This is a genomic window from Pseudomonas sp. C6002 (genome assembly GCF_013385805.1).
Classification (GTDB): domain Bacteria; phylum Pseudomonadota; class Gammaproteobacteria; order Pseudomonadales; family Pseudomonadaceae; genus Aquipseudomonas.
This window is the reverse complement of sequence record NZ_JACAPH010000006.1, coordinates 36544-52211: the sequence shown is the minus strand read 5'-3', so window position 1 is coordinate 52211 and position 15668 is coordinate 36544. Positions and strand designations below refer to the sequence as shown.

The following is a 15668-nucleotide window of genomic DNA, read 5'->3' as shown; positions in this document are numbered from 1 at the left end:
TCATGCTCGTAGGACGTCGGCGCATCGTCCCCGGGAAACAGCGCAATCAACCGACCGGCTTCGTCGTACTGATAGGCCGTCACCGCCCCCAGCGGGTCCTGCTCGACCGTCAGGCGGCCTTTTTCATCGTAGGATTTGAAGTGCTGCGCGCCGTCCGGATCGATCCGCTGCACCAGCCGAGCGCGCTGGTCGTGGACGTAGACTTCCTGGCTGCCATCGGCGTTGTGTACGGTGACAGTGCCGTTGTCGTCCCACACATACCGTGTGTCCATCTGCGAAAAGCTGGCCCAGTGCCGGACGCATCGCGCCGCCTTGCCAGACCGTTCCCACTCCCAGAAGAAACTCGCCCCACCGGCCAGTTCCCGCTCCAGGATCACCTGCTGATCGTCGTAGCGATAACGTTCGCTTTCGCCGACAGCGTTGGTCGCTTCAACCAATCGCCAAGCGTCGTCATACCTGTAGGAAACAACGTTCTGTTCGGTGACCCAGCCCGGCTCCCGCTGCACCTGATAGTCGACCGCAACGATGTGCCCCCGGTCATACCGCAGCAGCAATCCTTGGCCAACATGGTTATCGATCCGATGAATCCGCCCGGAATAATCGCGAGCAATGCGCAGTCGGTTGTCATACGCATCGCTGATCGCCGTCAGCACACCGTCACGGAAGTGGTAGAAAAGCGACGCCTGAGCCAGCACCAGTTCATCGGGCAACGAGCCCAGATAAATCGCCGCTTCCGCCAGGCTATTGGTGATCGCCGGCCGTGCAGCAGAGGGCAGGGGAAAGGTGGTGCTGCGGTTTTCGTGATCGGTCCACACCACCGATTCGCCGCTCACCACCAACCGCTGAGCCAGCGCATGACTCCAGCCAAACCCCAACCCGCAATCCATTTCCACGGCACTGCTGCGATACAACCGCGTCCAGGCAAATGGCAGCACACCCTCCAACGAGCCATCCGTGAGGGTCAGCAGTTCCTCACCAGTAACCATCGAAACCGGGCAGCCATTGGTACAGGTATTCGCCGAACAGACCGAAGCATCCCCATTGGGGTTTTTCGCCGAAGCCGGGGCATCATCCACATGTTCTTGCTTCACCAGCGCCGTGCGCGCCGTCTTCGGCTCCCGCACCATCGGTGCCGGATTGGAAATCTCGTCCACGCCAGCCTTCAACGGCACCGCCGCAGCCTTCACCGGTACTGCCTGACTCTGAAGCGATAACGGCTTAAGCACCTCCGCATGCCTATCCAACGGGGCCGTACCGCCCAACTTGGCAATCTGCTCCAACCACTCCCGTGCCCGCTCGGACCTGACCTTGCCCAGCACCTGCGCGCCCAGCCGTACCGCCACACCCATGCCACCGGTAGCCCACAGCAACAGCAGGTTGAGCAACACCTCGGTGGTGATTTCCCCGAGCAACTCAAACATGTAGTGCGGCGGCAGCATGCGCATCCAACTGACCATCGCGGACAGGTAGATGAACAGCAGCGGCTCGTCGCTGAGAATCAACAATCCCTTGGCAATCGCCTCATGACTGAGCTTCAGGAGCGCTCCAAGCTCGGCTTGGGAGAGGTACTGCAGGAGCTTTTCGCTGTTGGGCTTGATGTCTGCCAACCACTGGTACAGCTGCGCAATACCGTCCCAGAGGCCGTAAAGCACGTTTTCAAAGCCCCGCGCATAAGCCAGTTGCAGCGAGGTGTAGCGCTCGCCATAACCCGCCTTGGAATAGCTCTCCCATATCGGCTTGAACGTGCTCGTCCACTGACCGCGCAAGTTGCCTTCCAGCGAGCTGAGCTCGGACTGATAGGAGGCATACAGTGCCTTGATGTGATCCCTGGAAACGTTGGGGTAAAAGCTGACTCGATACTGCCGGTCGACGGTGCACTCGGTGACTTCGAGAATGCCGCTGGGGCCGATGGTCTTATGGATGGGATCGCCGAGGGGACCACCGTCTTGCGCGACTTCCTGCAGCATCACCGGCGTATTGCCGATGGGCACGAACCGTGTGCTCTGGAACATGTGCACCAGGGTCAACGGTGAGTTGGCCTTGCAGGTCGCGACGGTGCTGGCGGGATACAGGGAACGGGTGATGGGCGCGACCAGCGAAACCTCGTCGCCGACCTTGAACACCTGCTCGACATCCAGTGCCGAAAAGCTCCAGAAGCTCTCGGCCCACGCGTCGTAGGTGTTCAGGCAATGTGTGAAGTCGTTGAGAACCCCATCGACGTCGCGCGTCTTCGGGTCCATCGCCGCCACCACCAGAAAGCCTATGGCGGGATTCAAGAGGCAGCCCCATCGGGCAGGGCATTAATCGAAAAAAACATCGGCGTTCCCTCGCGCTGTGTGATCAGGCGAGGGACTTTGCAGAGGTTCTCAGGGCAGGGGAGTAGAGGTTATCCGGCAGTTCGGTAGGACGTTTCGTTAAACCTCCGGCAAGGTCGAGCCGCCATCCACCACCAGCGTCTGCCCAGTGATATAGCCCGCCAGGTCCGATGCCAGGAACAGCATTGCCCCGGCAATATCCGACGGTGCGCCCAGCCGTCCCAGTGGCACCCGGCTGGCGATCTGTGCATTTACCTGGTCATCCCCCAGGTTGCCCATGGCCGGGGTTGCGATCATGCCGGGCTCCACACCGTTGACTCGCACATTCAAACCGGCCAGTTCCAGCGCCGCATTGCGAATGAACCCGTTGACCCCGGCCTTCGACGCCGCATAGTGACTCAACCCCGGAAACGCAACCCGCGGCCCCGTGACAGACGACGTAACCAGCACGCAGCCCCGACCCTGACGGCGGAACATCGGTAACGCCGCCTGGGTCAGCCAGAACAACGCCGAGAGGTTGACCGCCAAGGTACGGCCGAGCATCGCCGGAGTGATCTCGGCAAAGGGCGTCAGCGGAAAATACCCGGCGTTATGCACCAGAATATCCAGCCGCCCCCAGTCGTGTTCCACCCCTGCAATCAGCTCGAAAACCGCAGCCGCATCCGCCAGATCCACCGTCACCGCTTCCACCTGGCAGCCGCGCCCGCACAGCTCCAGCGCGAGCGCCTCTGCCAGTTGCAGGTCGGCGATCATCACCCGCGCGCCCCGCAGGGCAAACGCTTCGACGATGGCCCGACCAATACCCTGGGCGCCACCCGTTACCAATACGTTGCGACCAGTGAAATCCAGGTCTTCATTCATGACGCTGCTCCATACGCGCATAGGTCAGCGTCGGCACATCGACAATGCTTGAGCCCCCGTCCGCCACCAGCGTCGCACCCGTAATGATCGACGCGTCACTGGAGGCCAGGAAGCGGCACACCCTGGCGATTTCTTCAGCGCTGGCCGGCCGGCGCAACGGCACGTCGGCGCACACCCGGTCATAGGCGTGTTGCAGCGTTTCGCCATAAAAGTCCATCAACGGCTGCATCTCCTCATCCGCCATCGGCGTGCGCACCCAGCCGGGGCACACCGCGTTCACCCGCACCCCGCGCGGGCCGTAATCCCGGGCCAGCGAGCGATTGAGCCCGAGCAAGGCATGCTTGGCCGTGGTGTAGCCGCACACTTCGGGCCCGGCAGCCAGTGAGGCAATCGAACCCATCAGCACGATGTTCCCGCCACTTTCCAGCAGCAGCGGCAAACACGCCCGCGCACTGTAGAAGGCGCTGTCGAGGTTGCTGCGCAGCGCCGCTTCCCAGGTCTGCGGGCTGGTGCCGGTGGCGCTGCCCACGCCATGGCCGCCCGCACAGGCCAGCAGCACGTCGATCCGCCCATAGTGCTGGCGAATCTGCGCAATAAAACCCTCCCAGGTCTGCGGGCAGGCCGCATCACCCACCAACACCAACCCCCCGGTTTCCCGCGCGACCTGCTCCAGCGGCTCGCGGCGACGGCCGATCAGTACCAACTGCGCACCCTCGGCGGCGTACAGCCGGGCGCACGCAGCACCGATGCCCGTGCCGGCCCCGGTGATCACGATCGTGCGCGGCTCAGTCATCAGGATGCTCCGTGCGATTGAGCACCTGGCAGTAGGAGCTGATGGGAAAGTTCGATAGCTCATCGAAGGAGGCGTCGGCATAGCCGAAGATCTTGCCGTCGCTGCGGTGTTGCTGCAGGTCGATCAGCACCAGGCCGAGGGTGGGGATGATTTTTTCGCGCCAGACGAACAGGTAGAGCTGGTCAGCGATCTTGTAGTAATCGCAGCGGTCGGTGTCGCACAGGCCTTGCTCGACACCCTTGAGGCATTGCCAGGCGTAGAACTGGTGGTTGAGGTAGATGTGCTCGTAGACCTCGCTCGGGCTGTAGCGATACTGGTTGCGCAGGCCGATCAGGTCGGTGGTTGGTGCGTGGGGGCATTGGTCTGGCTGCCACGGGCGGTCGAGGCTGCCGTGGAGGAACTCCACTTCCACCGAAGTCAGCGGCTTACCGGCCAGGGCGCGGCTGTAGAGGCCTTCGCGGGTTTGTTCCTGGGTGGGCATGCGCCCGAGCACAGCGGTGAACGAAGCGCTGGCGGTGTCGAGCACCAGGCTGACCGACCAGGCCTGCGTGCCTTCGCGCTTGATGAAATCCACCAGGTACAGGCCGGGGCGCACCGAGGTCGCACGGTAGGTGGCGCTGCCGCTGGAGTGACCGTCGGCTGCAACCCAGGAGAGGCTGTCGCGCTCGAAACGGTGCTCGATCTGCCAGCCATTGGCGAAGTGCAGGGTGAAGGCCTTGCCGCTCAGGTCGGCCAGGTTCGGCAGGATAAATGCCTCTGGGGCGAAGCCGTCGGCCAGGGCGCCCACGGTGATCCAGTCAGAAGGGGTGGTCATTTGCGAAGCTCCGGTTGGGTGGGTGAACACCACGAATCATCGCGCCCGGGAGCAGGCGCGGGTATCAACCGGATGGTTGAGGCGAACTACAGGAAAAGACTTCCCACCAGTTCTGTGCGACTGCTGACGCCGGCCTTGCGAAACAGGTTGATCAGGTGGGTCTTGATGGTGGGCAGGCCGACATCCAGCTCCTGGGCCAGCTGTTTATTGCTGGCGCCCTGGCGCAACAGCAGGGCGATCTGGCGCTCCTTGGGTGTGAGACCGGCCAATGCATCTTCAGTGGGCTGCATGTTGGCCACCGCCAGTTGCAGCAAGGTTTGCAGGGCGTTCAGTTGGGCCAGTTGCTCGCCGGTGAAAGCGCCCTGGTCGGCGGTGCGCAACAGCGAAATCGCCGCCTGGGGCTGGCCGGCGCGCTGGGCGAAAATCTCCACCACATCGACCACGCCATAGCGCCGCAGAAAATCCCCATAGCGCCGGGTATCCCGCGCCGGCTGGCGGGCCATGGCAAGGCCCAGCGGCACCACCGCCAGGCCGCTGGACAGGCAGTTGCGCGGTTGCAACGGGTCGAATTGGCGGTAGTTGTCGAGGTAGTCGCGGTGCATTTCGCCGCTCATGCCGTGCAACTGGAAATCCCGGGCTTGCAGCTGGCGGTCGACGCAATAGAACGCGGCCTGGCTGACCGGAATCAAGCGGGTGAAAGCCTGCAGGCACTGGTCGGCGACTTCGTGGGCGGGGAGAGCGTGCATGGGTGGGCACCTGCGCCAAAAGGCTGCCGACGGGTGCCGGCAGCCGGGGCTATCACACCACGGCGAAGTAGTGTTTGACGAAACTTTCGCTGACCACTTCCCACAGCACCGGGGTGCCCTTGGTCACGAACCAGCTGTCACCGGCCTTGTAGCGGGTGCTCTGGCCGGTGGATTCGTCGGTGAGCACCACTTCGCCGGTGACCACGGTGGCCTGTTCGGCAAACGGGTAGACCATGCGGAACTTGCCCTGGGTGGTGCCGAAATAGGCGCTGCTGACCGGGTCGGTGGGGGCACCGAAGGTCATTTTGCCGAAGGCCCGGACTTCGCCTTCGAGGATGGTCGAGCCGAGGTCGGCGACGGTGCCCCAGGCGTCGAGTTCGGATAGCTGGATGTCTTTCTTGAGGGTAACGAGGGTCATGGCAGTTGCTCCTGATGAGAAAAATTTAGTGACCAACTGTAGGAGCGAGCTTGCTCGCGAAGGTCGTCAACGATGACGTTGGCGTTCTGGATGAGCGCGGCGCCCTTGGGTTTTTCGCGAGCAAGCTCGCTCCTACAGGTGTCAGGCGTGGGATTTAGCGGCGGCCGTTCCAGTAACCGGAGAGCTGATGCCAGGACTTGCCGGCGGTGAGCAGCAGTGGGCGGATCGCGTCCTTGCCGATGATGGTCGGGCGATGGATCGAGCTGACCAGGTCATACCGCGCCGAGCCTTCGCTCATGCCTTCGGCCAGCACCTTGCAGATGATGTGGCTTGGGGTCACGCCGAAGCCCGAATAGCCCTGCACATAGAACGCGTTGCTGCGCCCGGGCAGGGTGCCGATCTGCGGGAACAGGTTCGGGCTGCAGGCCATCGGGCCGCCCCAGGCCAGGTCGATCTTCACGTCCTTGAGGTACGGGAAAATCTTCAGCATCAGGTTGCGGTTCCAGGCTTTCAAATCGCCGGGAATGTGCTCCACCAAAGGCGTGGCGGCGCCGAACAGCAGGCGGTTTTCGTGGGTGACGCGGTAGTAGTCGATCACCGGGCGAATGTCGCTGTAGGCCCCGCGAATCGGGCTGATACGGTTGATCAGTTCTTCGGACAACGGCTCGGTCATCATCTGGAACGCGTAGGTGTTGATGGTCGAGCGGTGCAGTTCCGGCTCCAGCTTGTTGAGGAAACTGTCGCAGGCCCATAGCAGCTTGCTGGCCTTGACCGAACCGCGGCCGGTGCGCACGGTGATGCGCTCGCCATAACTGACTTCCAGCGCCGGGCTGTTCTCGAAAATCCGCACGCCGTGGCCGGCCAGGGCCTTGGCTTCGCCCAGCAGCAGGTTCAACGAGTGCACATGCCCGCCGCCCATGTGCAGCAGGGCGCTGCTGTAGGCGTCGGAGCCGATGATCTGCCTGACGTCGGAGCCGCCAAGAAAGCGGATCTCGTGTTGGGTGTTGATGGATTTGAAGTCTTTCTCCCAGGCGCGCAGGGTCTTTTCCTGGCGGGCGTTGAAGCCCATGTAGCCATAGCCGTGGCAGAAGTCGGCATCGATGTCGTACTTGGCGATGCGGTTCTTGATGATGTCGGCGCCCAGGTCGCTGATCTCGAAGATCTGGCGCAGGCCGTCTTCACCCACGTCCTTCTTGATCTTTTCCAGGTCGTGGCCGATGCCGGCCATGATCTGCCCACCGTTGCGCCCGGTACCGCCAAAACCCAGGTAACGCGCTTCCAGCACGACGATGTTGGTGATGCCTTTTTCGGCGAGCTCCAGGGCGGTGTTGATCCCGGAAAAGCCGCCACCGATGATCACCACGTCGGCTTCCACGTCCTGCTCCAGGGTGGGGAAGCTGAGGTTGTATTTCTTGGTCGCCGTGTAATAGGTCGGCGTTTCGATATTGATCATTGCGCTGCCTGACAGTGAAGAGCTAATGAGTGTATTAAGGCCGTTGGCGCGCTGGATGTCTTGATTCTGTGTGCCGCCGGTTTTGATCCTGCGCGCCAGAGCCTTCGCCGGCTTCACAAGTTATAGCGTGAGGTGGGGAGGAGAGTGTTAGAGTTTCGTTAAAACATTAACTAAATCTATCGTGACCCTGAGCCTATGTTGAAACCCAGACAATCCCTGACCTTGACCTTGCTTCAGGCCCGTGAAGCGGCCATGAGTTTTTTCCGGCCCTCGCTGAATGAGCATGGGCTGACCGAGCAGCAATGGCGGGTTATTCGAATTCTCAGCCAGCATGACGAGCTGGAGATTTACCAACTGGCGGAACTGGCGTGCATTCTCAAGCCGAGCATGACCGGCGTGCTGGTACGCATGGAGGCGGCGGGGATGGTGCACCGGCGCAAGGCCGAGCAGGATCAGCGGCGGGTGCTGGTGACGCTGGCGGAGAAGGGCAAGGCCAGTTTCGAGTCGATGAGCCAGTGCATGGAGGAGAATTACCAGCGGTTGCAGGAGCAGTTCGGGGAGGAGAAGTTGCAGGTGTTGCTGGGGTTGCTGGATGAGTTGAAGACCATCAAGCGCTGACACACCGCCGATCCAAATGTGGGAGCGGGCTTGCTCGCGAATGCGGTGGGTCAGCCAACAAACCTGGCACTGATACACCGCTTTCGCGAGCAAGCCCGCTCCCACATTTTGGATCTTTGTGGTTTCAGAGCGTCAGTACACGCCGCCGGTAATGGCCGGTGTTGCGGTGTCTTTGAATTTCGCCGCCAACCCCTGCAACCCGCGCATCAACACGGTCGTATCCACCCCCACCGCCACAAACGCCGCCCCCAACTCGATATACCGCCGCGCCAGTTTCTCATCCGCACTCAAGATCCCCGCCGCCTTGCCGGCTTTTTGAATCCGTACGATGGCGTCCTCAATCGCCGCCTGCACCTCGGGGTGCCCGGGATTCCCCCGATGCCCCATGGCCGCACTCAAATCCGCCGGCCCGATAAACACCCCATCCACGCCATCAACCGCCGCAATCGCGTCCAGGTTGTCCAGGCCTTCACGGTTCTCGATCTGCACCAGCAGGCACATCTGCGCATCGGCCTCATCCAGGTAACCGGGAATACTGTTCCAGCGCGACGCCCGCGCCAGCGCGCTGCCCACGCCCCGTACACCACCCGGTGGATAACGCATCGCCCGCACCAGCTGCCGTGCCTGGTCAGCCGTCTCCACCATCGGCACCAACAGCGTCTGCACGCCGATATCCAGCACCTGCTTGATCAACGCCGTATCGCCGATCACCGGGCGAATCACCGGTTGGCTGTCATAAGGCGCGACAGCCTGCAGTTGGCCGAGCATGCCGCGCAGGTCATTGGGCGCGTGCTCGCCGTCGATCAGCAGCCAGTCGAACCCGGCATTCGCCGCCAGTTCGGCGCAATAAGCGTCCGCCAAACCGAGCCACAGGCCGATCTGGGTCTCGCCACGTTGCAGGCGTTGCTTGAAGCGGTTGATGGGCATGTCCATGAAACAGTCCTCCAGTATTCAGACAAAGCGGCAGGAGATGGAACCCAGCATGTCGTAGTCGACATGGAAGGTGTCACCCGGATTCGCCGCCACCGGGCGGGTGAAGGAGCCGCCGAGGATGATCTGGCCGGGTTGCAGGGTGACGTCGTACGGCGCCAGTTTGTTCGCCAGCCAGGCCACGCCCTTGGCCGGATGGTTAAGTACCGCAGCCGACACCCCGGACTCTTCGATCACCCCGTTGCGGTACAGCACCGCCGGCACCTTGCGCAGGTCTATCTCGGTGGGGCGCACGGCGCGGCCGCCCATCACCACGCCGGCATTGGCGGCGTTGTCGGAAATGGTGTCGAACACCTTGCGGGTGGCGTTGGTGTGCGGGTCGATCTGCTGGATGCGGGCGTCGATGATTTCCAGCGCCGGGATCACCCATTCCGTGGCATCGAGCACATCGAAAATCGTGCAGTTCGGGCCCTTCAGCGGCTTGCCGAGGATGAACGCCAGTTCCACTTCCACCCTCGGCACGATGAAGCGCTCGAAGGGGATGTCGGTGCCTTCGTCGAAGAACATGTCATCGAGCAGGGCGCCGTAATCCGGCTCGGTGATGTTCGACGACACCTGCATCGCCCGCGACGTCAGGCCGATCTTGTGCCCGACCAGCTTGCGCCCGTCCTTGATTTTCCGGGCCACCCAGGCGCGCTGGATGGCGTAGGCGTCTTCAATCGTGATGTTCGGATGCTCCAGGGAAAACTGGCGCACCTGTTCACGGGAACGCTCGGCCTGGTCGAGGCGGGCGGCGGCTTGCTGAATAAGGGCTTGATCAAGCATGACAAAATCTCTACTGGGGATTGACGATGGCCGCATGGGTGCGCAGCACCAGCAGGCCGCCGAGGGCGATAAGCAGCGCCAGCACGTACAGGGCCAGGCTCGCGCTTTGGGTGGTGTCGCGCATCCAGCCGATCAGGTAGGGCGCGAGGAACGAAGCGATGCTGCCGAACGAGCTGATCAGCGCGATGCCGGCCGCCTGGGTGTTGTTGGACAGGAATGCCGGCGGCAATTGCCAGAACATCGGCAGCGCAGCGCTGGCGCCCATGCCGGCGAGAATCAGTCCGCCCAACACCAGGGTAGGGTTGGTGGGTGAGAGCCCGGCCACCGCAATACCGATGGCCGACATCAGCAACGGCACGCACAGGTGCCAGCGGCGTTCGCGGTTGCGGTCGGACGAGCGCCCGCAGCCGATCATGAAGAAGCACCCGGCCAGATACGGTACGGCGCTCAGCAAGCCGACCTGGCTGTCGCGGCCGATGCCGGCGCCGTGGATCAGGGTGGGCATCCAGAACGCCAGGGTGTTCACCGCCAGCATCACCGCGAAGTACACCGCCACCAGCAGCCACACCTGCGGGTCACGCAGGATGCCGCCGAAGGAGGTGATGGATTTGCGCTGCTCTTCAGTGCTCAGTTGCTCGCGCAGTTGTTGCTTTTGCGCGGGCTCCAGCCACTTCACGGTTTCGAAGCTGTCGGGCAGGTATTTCAGGACGACCAGGCCGAGCAGCACCACCGGGGCGCCTTCGATCAGGAACATCCACTGCCAACCGCGCAGCCCGCCGAAATCATGGAAGTTCTCCAGGATTGCACCGGACAACGGGCCGCCGATCACACCGGCCATGGGCACGGCAATCGCAAACAGCGCGGTGACTTGCGCGCGGCGGCGGGCCGGGTACCAGCGGTTGAGAAACACCAGGATCCCCGGGAAGAAGCCGGCTTCGGCCACCCCCAGCAGAAAGCGCAGCACGTAGAAGCCCGTGGAGCTTTCGATCCACAGCATGCTGGTGGAGAGCACGCCCCACACCACCATCAGGCAGGCGATCCAGCGCCGTGGGCCGACCCGGTCCAGGGCCATGTTGCTGGGTACGCCGAACAGCGCGTAGGCGATGAAAAACAGGCCGGCACCGAGGCCATACACCGTGTCGCTGAAGTGCAGGTCGGTGCTCATCTGCATCTTGGCGAAGCCGATGTTGATGCGGTCCAGGTGGGCAAACAGGTAGCAGATCAGCAACAACGGCATCAGTCGCCAGGTGACGATGCTGTGGGTGCGCTGATGTTCGATCAGGGTGGTGCTGTCGGCGGTAGTGGCTGTGCTCATGATGTTGTTCTTTTTTGTTTGAGTGGCCATGGGCGGAAAGGTGGGCTGTGCTCAGCCCGCCTGGTTCTTCAGGAATGCGTGCACGTTGTTCTGCTTGAAATTCAGCTCGGGGTGCAGCTCGATCATCTCGAACGACAACGCCAGCAGCCGCTGGGATTGCAGCTCGGCGAAGTGTTCGGTGATGACCTTGAACAGGGCTTCGGCCACCGCCTTGCGGGTTTCCAGGTCGCGCCCGTGGCCGACCTTGAGGGTCATGTGGACGAAGGCGTAGTCATGCTTGCCGTCGGCCATGCGCCAGGTGTCCAGGCGCACTCCGCGACTGCGGATGCCCCCCAGGGGAAACACGCCGCTGTCCCCCAGCACGGCGTGAACCTGCTCGAACAGGGCCGGCAGGTTGGCCTGCTGCTCGATGTTGTCGGTGTATTCGGCGATGAAGTGCGGCATGTGTATCTCCTCTTGGGGTGAGGTACAGCGAATTCCTTGTAGGAGCTGGCTTGCCTGCGATGGCATCAACTCGGTGCGACAGATACACCGAGGTGCCTGCATCGCAGGCAAGCCAGCTCCCACATTTGATCCTCACCAAGGCTCATAAAGGGAAAATGGCATTGATCTGCCCGGTGCCCGAACTGCCGAACGGCTGGGTGATGATCTCGGCCGGCTGGTTGTAGTCCGGCCCGCCCAGCAGTCCCAGGAGCATCGCGGTGTCGTGCATCTTGCCTTCGCCGAAGCAGTGCTCGGCGTAGTCCGGCAGCATTGCGCAGAACTCCTTGAAGCGGCCTTGCTTCCACATCTCCACCACGTGCAGGTCCATCTGTTTGTCGAATTCACGGGTCCAGTTGTGGATATTGGCTTCGGCTTCGCGGTCGTCCGAGAAACGGTGGGAGAGGGAGCCCGAGGCCAGCACCAGGACTTTGCGGTCGCTTTTCTCGATCGCCCGGCGCACGGCGGCGCCGAACGCAAAGCTGTCTTCCAGGCGGTGCCAGGCGCACCACGCGGCAATCGAGATCACGTCGAACTTCTGCGCGTCCGGCACGCCCATGTGCATGTAGCGCATCGGCACCAGGGTGCCGTATTCCAGCTCCAGGCTCGGGATGTTGTGGGCCATGGTGCGCACGCCGGCCAGGTTGGCCTCGGCGGCGATCAACTCGCCCAGCTCGGGGCAGCCCGGGTACTCGTACTCCATGTTCTTGATGAAGTGCGGCAGCTCGTTGCTGGTGTAGGTGCCCTTGAAATGCTCGCCGCAGTTGACGTGATAGCCGCTGTTGACCAGCCAGTGCACGTCGAACACCACCGCGGTGTCGGCCCCCAGTTCACGGGCGCGCCGCCCGATTTCCTTGTGCCCGGCGATGGCTGCTTCGCGGCAACCGTGGTGCTTGCCGGGCAGTTCCGACAGGTACATCGAGGGAACGTGGCAGATCTTCGCTGCCAGAACCACTTCGCCCATGATCATTCTCCTGAGTATTTATTCTTTTGTAGGAGCGAGCTTGCTCGCGAAAAACGTCAACGATAACGCAGCACTTCTGTTAGCCCGCGGCGCCTGCGGGTTCTTCGCAAGCTCGCTCCTACAGGTAGCGTTGTTATATCCGGGTTACACACCCCAGCGCGGGATGTGATGACTGCCCATGGAAATGCACACGTTCTTGATCTCGGCAAACACTTCGAAGCTGTACTGGCCGCCTTCACGGCCGGTGCCGGAACCTTTTACCCCACCAAACGGCTGGCGCAAGTCCCGCACGTTCTGGCTGTTGATGAACACCATGCCGGCTTCGATGCCGTAGGCCAGACGATGCGCCTTGCCGATGTCCTGGGTCCAGATATAGGACGCCAAGCCGTACTCGGTGTCGTTGGCCAGTTGCAGCGCCTCGGCTTCGTCCTTGAACGGGATCAGGCACACCACCGGGCCAAAGATTTCTTCCTGGGCGATGCGCATGTTGTTGTTCACATCGGCAAACACCGTCGGCTGGATAAACTGCCCGCGGCTCAGGTGCGCCGGCAGGTTGGCCGGGCGTTCCAAACCTCCGGCCAGCAGGGTGGCGCCTTCTTCGAGGCCAATCCTGATGTAGCCGGTGACCTTGTCGTAGTGGGCCTGGGTGATCATCGAGCCAACCTGGGTCTTCGGGTCCTGTGGGTCGCCGACGATCAGGCGTTTGGCGCGGGCGGCAAATTCGGCGACGAACTGCGGGTACACGCTCTCCTGAATGAAGATCCGGCTGCCGGCGGTGCAGCGTTCACCGTTGAGCGAGAAGATGGTGAACAGTGCCGCGTCGAGGGCGCGGTCCAGGTCGGCGTCTTCAAAGATCAGCACCGGCGACTTGCCGCCCAGTTCCATGGAGTACTTTTTCAGCCCGGCGGTCTGCATGATTTTCTTGCCGGTGGCGGTACCGCCGGTGAAGGAAATCGCCCGCACGTCCGGGTGGCGCACCAGCGCATCACCGGCGGTGGCGCCGTAGCCCTGGATCACGTTCAGCACGCCGTTGGGAATCCCGGCTTCGACCGCCAGGCGCCCCAGTTCATTGGCCGTCAGCGGCGACAGCTCGGACATCTTCAGCACCGCGGTATTGCCCAGCGCCAGGCACGGCGCAGTCTTCCAAGTGGCGGTCATGAACGGCACGTTCCATGGCGACACCAACGCGCACACGCCCACCGGCTGGTACAGGGTGTAGTTGAGCATCTGGTCGTCCACCGGGTAACTGTGGCCGTCCATGCGGGTGCAGACTTCGGCGAAGAAATCGAAGTTGTGGGACGCCCGGGGAATCAGCACGTTCCTGGTCTGGTGGATCGGCAGGCCGGTGTCGAGGGTTTCCAGCTCGGCCAGATGCGGCACGTTCTGTTCGATCAGCTCACCGAGCTTGCGCATCAAGCGGGCACGTTCCTTGGCCGGTGTGCCTGCCCACTTCGGAAAGGCTTCCTTGGCTGCTGCAACGGCCTGCGCCACTTCCTCGGCACCGCCGCTGGCCACTTCACCGATGGCTTCGCCGGTGGCCGGGTTGTAGTTGATGAAGGTGTCTTTGCTTTCGACCTCACGGCCGTTGATCCAGTGTTTGATCATATTGCTCAAGCCTCTTTACGGGCGGCAAAAAAGTCCGCCTCGCTGACAATTCGATTGACCAGGCGGCCTACGCCTTCCACTTCCACGACCACTTCATCCCCCGGCACCACATCCGCCAGGCCTTCCGGGGTGCCGGTGGCGATCATGTCGCCGGGCTGCAAGGTCATGAAGCTGGACAGGTACTCGATCAAATACGGGATGTCGAAAATCATGTCTTTCGTACTGCCTTCCTGGCGCAGTTCACCGTTGATCCAGGTGCGCAGCTTCAGGTTGCTCGGGTCCGGCACGTCGGCGACATCCACGATCCATGGGCCCACGGGGGTGGTGGCGTCGCGGTTTTTCACCCGCAGGTTGGGGCGGTAGTAGTTTTCCAGGTAGTCGCGGATCGCGTAGTCGTTGCACACCGTGTAGCCGGCCAGATACTCCAGGGCGTTCTCGCGCTTGACGTTGCGCGCAGGCTTGCCGATGACTGCCACCAGTTCGCACTCGTAGTGCATGTAGGCGACGTTGTCCGGGCGCCAGGTCACCTGGTTGTGGCCGGTGTAGGTGCCGGGGGACTTGATGAACGCCAGCGGTTCAGTCGGTGGCTTGAAGGCCAGTTCGGCGGCGTGGTCGGCGTAGTTCAGGCCGAGGGCAAACATGCTGCCGGTGGCCGGTGGCAGCCATTCGACCTGGTCTTCGGCCAGCAGGCGACCGTCGGCCAGGCGCACGGCGTTTTCAGCTTCTACCAGCACCTGGTGGGCTTCACCTTCAAAGCGAATACGGGCGTGTTTCATGACAGCTCCTCTGCCTTGATGTGGTTGACCAGGCGGCCCAGGCCGCTGATCTCGACTTCAACCGTGTCGCCGGGTTGCACATCCACCCGGCCTTCGGGGGTGCCGGTGATAAGCACATCGCCTTCGTGCAGGGTCATGAACTCGCTGATCTCGGCGATCAACTGCGGCAGGCTGCGCACGAAGTTGGCGGTGGAGTTTTGCTGGCGCAGTTCACCGTTGACGAACAGCTTCACGGCCAATTGATGCGGGTTGGCAATCTGGTCACGAGCCACTAGTTCGGGGCCCAATGCGCAGAAACCGTCCCGGCACTTGGCTTTCACCGCAGGGCGGTAGTAGCTGTCTTCTGGGAGGCTGAACTCATTGACGATGGTGTAGCCGGCCACATGCTCAAGGGCATCTTCAACACTGACCCGACTGGCGCTTTTACCGATCACCACGCCGAGTGCCGGGCCGGGTTGCAGGCGTTCACCCTGTGGGTGCAGCACCACGCCATCGTGACTGTTGCGGGTGTTGGGCGTCTTGATGAATAACACCGGCTTGACCGGTGGTTTCTGGTAAGGCGCTTGTTCGAATTCGGCGAGACGTTGGTTCAGCAACCCCTGGTAGTTCAGCGCAACGCCGAACAGGGTGCCGTTCGCAACATCATGCAGGGCACGGCTCATGCTTTTCTCCTGGCAGTGGCGGGGCAGATTCGGACCTGCACCGTGGGAAATTCGTTAACGTGTTAACGTTATAATTAAGATGTTAACTATCGT

At 62.3% G+C, this 15668-nt stretch carries 16 protein-coding genes; 1 reads left to right on the top strand and 15 read right to left on the bottom strand.

Translation table 11 applies throughout. From position 1 onward, the window contains the following. The 7 genes from HX817_RS03210 to HX817_RS03180 form a co-directional block, all read right to left on the bottom strand. Nucleotides 1-2240 (bottom strand): DUF6531 domain-containing protein (locus tag HX817_RS03210; protein WP_177039782.1); only part of this gene is annotated, 2240 nt, incomplete at its 3' end. A gap of 174 nt (nucleotides 2241-2414) precedes the next feature. Continuing rightward, a complete protein-coding gene (locus HX817_RS03205) occupies nucleotides 2415-3176 on the bottom strand; it encodes an SDR family oxidoreductase (RefSeq protein ID WP_003209865.1) in 762 nt (253 codons plus the stop codon). Continuing rightward, entirely contained in the window at nucleotides 3169-3969 is an 801-nt protein-coding gene (locus HX817_RS03200; protein WP_177039780.1) for an SDR family NAD(P)-dependent oxidoreductase, read from the bottom strand. The genes HX817_RS03205 and HX817_RS03200 overlap by 8 nt, the downstream gene beginning before the upstream one ends. After that, complete coding sequence (locus HX817_RS03195; RefSeq protein WP_177039779.1) at nucleotides 3962-4783, bottom strand: molybdenum cofactor biosynthesis F family protein; 822 nt, start codon at nucleotides 4781-4783, stop codon at nucleotides 3962-3964. Before HX817_RS03195 ends, HX817_RS03200 begins: the two co-directional genes overlap by 8 nt. A gap of 86 nt (nucleotides 4784-4869) precedes the next feature. After that, nucleotides 4870-5529 carry a LuxR C-terminal-related transcriptional regulator gene (locus tag HX817_RS03190; RefSeq protein WP_177039778.1) on the bottom strand — a complete coding sequence of 220 codons (660 nt, stop codon included), beginning with the start codon at nucleotides 5527-5529 and terminating at the stop codon, nucleotides 4870-4872. Nucleotides 5530-5581: 52 nt separating this feature from the next. Further along, nucleotides 5582-5947: a cupin domain-containing protein gene (locus HX817_RS03185; protein WP_003209872.1), complete on the bottom strand. Its 366-nt coding sequence runs from the start codon at nucleotides 5945-5947 to the stop codon at nucleotides 5582-5584. Nucleotides 5948-6101: 154 nt separating this feature from the next. Then, the gene (locus HX817_RS03180) at nucleotides 6102-7400 is read right to left on the bottom strand and encodes an FAD-binding oxidoreductase (RefSeq protein WP_177039777.1); all 1299 of its coding nucleotides are present in this window, start codon (nucleotides 7398-7400) and stop codon (nucleotides 6102-6104) included. A gap of 195 nt (nucleotides 7401-7595) precedes the next feature. On the opposite strand from HX817_RS03180, the gene hpaR reads away from it, so the two are divergent. Further along, complete coding sequence (gene hpaR / locus HX817_RS03175; RefSeq protein ID WP_003209875.1) at nucleotides 7596-8018, top strand: homoprotocatechuate degradation operon regulator HpaR; 423 nt, start codon at nucleotides 7596-7598, stop codon at nucleotides 8016-8018. 132 nt (nucleotides 8019-8150) lie between these two features. Here the strand turns inward: hpaR and hpaI are convergent, their stop codons facing one another. The 8 genes from hpaI to HX817_RS03135 all read right to left on the bottom strand — a co-directional run bounded on the left by hpaI (nucleotide 8151) and on the right by HX817_RS03135 (nucleotide 15575). Beyond that, entirely contained in the window at nucleotides 8151-8951 is an 801-nt protein-coding gene (gene hpaI, locus HX817_RS03170) for a 4-hydroxy-2-oxoheptanedioate aldolase (RefSeq protein ID WP_177022136.1), read from the bottom strand. An 18-nt stretch (nucleotides 8952-8969) separates the two neighbouring features. Further along, on the bottom strand, nucleotides 8970-9773 hold the full coding sequence (hpaH, locus tag HX817_RS03165) for a 2-oxo-hept-4-ene-1,7-dioate hydratase (RefSeq protein ID WP_008437182.1): 804 nt from the start codon (nucleotides 9771-9773) through the stop codon (nucleotides 8970-8972). Nucleotides 9774-9783: 10 nt separating this feature from the next. Continuing rightward, the gene (locus HX817_RS03160; RefSeq protein ID WP_177039776.1) at nucleotides 9784-11088 is read right to left on the bottom strand and encodes an MFS transporter; all 1305 of its coding nucleotides are present in this window, start codon (nucleotides 11086-11088) and stop codon (nucleotides 9784-9786) included. 51 nt (nucleotides 11089-11139) lie between these two features. Then, nucleotides 11140-11532 carry a 5-carboxymethyl-2-hydroxymuconate Delta-isomerase gene (locus HX817_RS03155; protein ID WP_087694947.1) on the bottom strand — a complete coding sequence of 131 codons (393 nt, stop codon included), beginning with the start codon at nucleotides 11530-11532 and terminating at the stop codon, nucleotides 11140-11142. 142 nt (nucleotides 11533-11674) lie between these two features. Further along, nucleotides 11675-12532 (bottom strand): 3,4-dihydroxyphenylacetate 2,3-dioxygenase, encoded by an 858-nt coding sequence (gene hpaD / locus HX817_RS03150; protein ID WP_003209884.1) that lies wholly within the window; start codon nucleotides 12530-12532, stop codon nucleotides 11675-11677. 144 nt (nucleotides 12533-12676) lie between these two features. Further along, entirely contained in the window at nucleotides 12677-14137 is a 1461-nt protein-coding gene (gene hpaE / locus HX817_RS03145; protein ID WP_177037363.1) for a 5-carboxymethyl-2-hydroxymuconate semialdehyde dehydrogenase, read from the bottom strand. Between the two features lie 5 nt (nucleotides 14138-14142). Next, complete coding sequence (locus tag HX817_RS03140; protein ID WP_003209888.1) at nucleotides 14143-14913, bottom strand: fumarylacetoacetate hydrolase family protein; 771 nt, start codon at nucleotides 14911-14913, stop codon at nucleotides 14143-14145. Further along, nucleotides 14910-15575, bottom strand: coding sequence for a fumarylacetoacetate hydrolase family protein (locus tag HX817_RS03135; protein WP_177039775.1), 666 nt, complete (start codon nucleotides 15573-15575; stop codon nucleotides 14910-14912). The genes HX817_RS03140 and HX817_RS03135 overlap by 4 nt, the downstream gene beginning before the upstream one ends. Nucleotides 15576-15668: the final 93 nt, after the last annotated feature.

Bases quoted from the DNA above. Each gene is read 5' to 3' on its own strand.
- HX817_RS03205 (WP_003209865.1), bottom strand. From the start codon at position 3,176: ATGAATGAAGACCTGGATTTCACTGGTCGCAACGTATTGGTAACGGGT.
- HX817_RS03200 (WP_177039780.1), bottom strand. From the start codon at position 3,969: ATGACTGAGCCGCGCACGATCGTGATCACCGGGGCCGGCACGGGCATC.
- HX817_RS03195 (WP_177039779.1), bottom strand. From the start codon at position 4,783: ATGACCACCCCTTCTGACTGGATCACCGTGGGCGCCCTGGCCGACGGC.
- HX817_RS03190 (WP_177039778.1), bottom strand. From the start codon at position 5,529: ATGCACGCTCTCCCCGCCCACGAAGTCGCCGACCAGTGCCTGCAGGCT.
- HX817_RS03185 (WP_003209872.1), bottom strand. From the start codon at position 5,947: ATGACCCTCGTTACCCTCAAGAAAGACATCCAGCTATCCGAACTCGAC.
- HX817_RS03180 (WP_177039777.1), bottom strand. From the start codon at position 7,400: ATGATCAATATCGAAACGCCGACCTATTACACGGCGACCAAGAAATAC.
- hpaR (WP_003209875.1), top strand. From the start codon at position 7,596: ATGTTGAAACCCAGACAATCCCTGACCTTGACCTTGCTTCAGGCCCGT.
- hpaI (WP_177022136.1), bottom strand. From the start codon at position 8,951: ATGGACATGCCCATCAACCGCTTCAAGCAACGCCTGCAACGTGGCGAG.
- hpaH (WP_008437182.1), bottom strand. From the start codon at position 9,773: ATGCTTGATCAAGCCCTTATTCAGCAAGCCGCCGCCCGCCTCGACCAG.
- HX817_RS03160 (WP_177039776.1), bottom strand. From the start codon at position 11,088: ATGAGCACAGCCACTACCGCCGACAGCACCACCCTGATCGAACATCAG.
- HX817_RS03155 (WP_087694947.1), bottom strand. From the start codon at position 11,532: ATGCCGCACTTCATCGCCGAATACACCGACAACATCGAGCAGCAGGCC.
- hpaD (WP_003209884.1), bottom strand. From the start codon at position 12,532: ATGGGCGAAGTGGTTCTGGCAGCGAAGATCTGCCACGTTCCCTCGATG.
- hpaE (WP_177037363.1), bottom strand. From the start codon at position 14,137: ATGATCAAACACTGGATCAACGGCCGTGAGGTCGAAAGCAAAGACACC.
- HX817_RS03140 (WP_003209888.1), bottom strand. From the start codon at position 14,913: ATGAAACACGCCCGTATTCGCTTTGAAGGTGAAGCCCACCAGGTGCTG.
- HX817_RS03135 (WP_177039775.1), bottom strand. From the start codon at position 15,575: ATGAGCCGTGCCCTGCATGATGTTGCGAACGGCACCCTGTTCGGCGTT.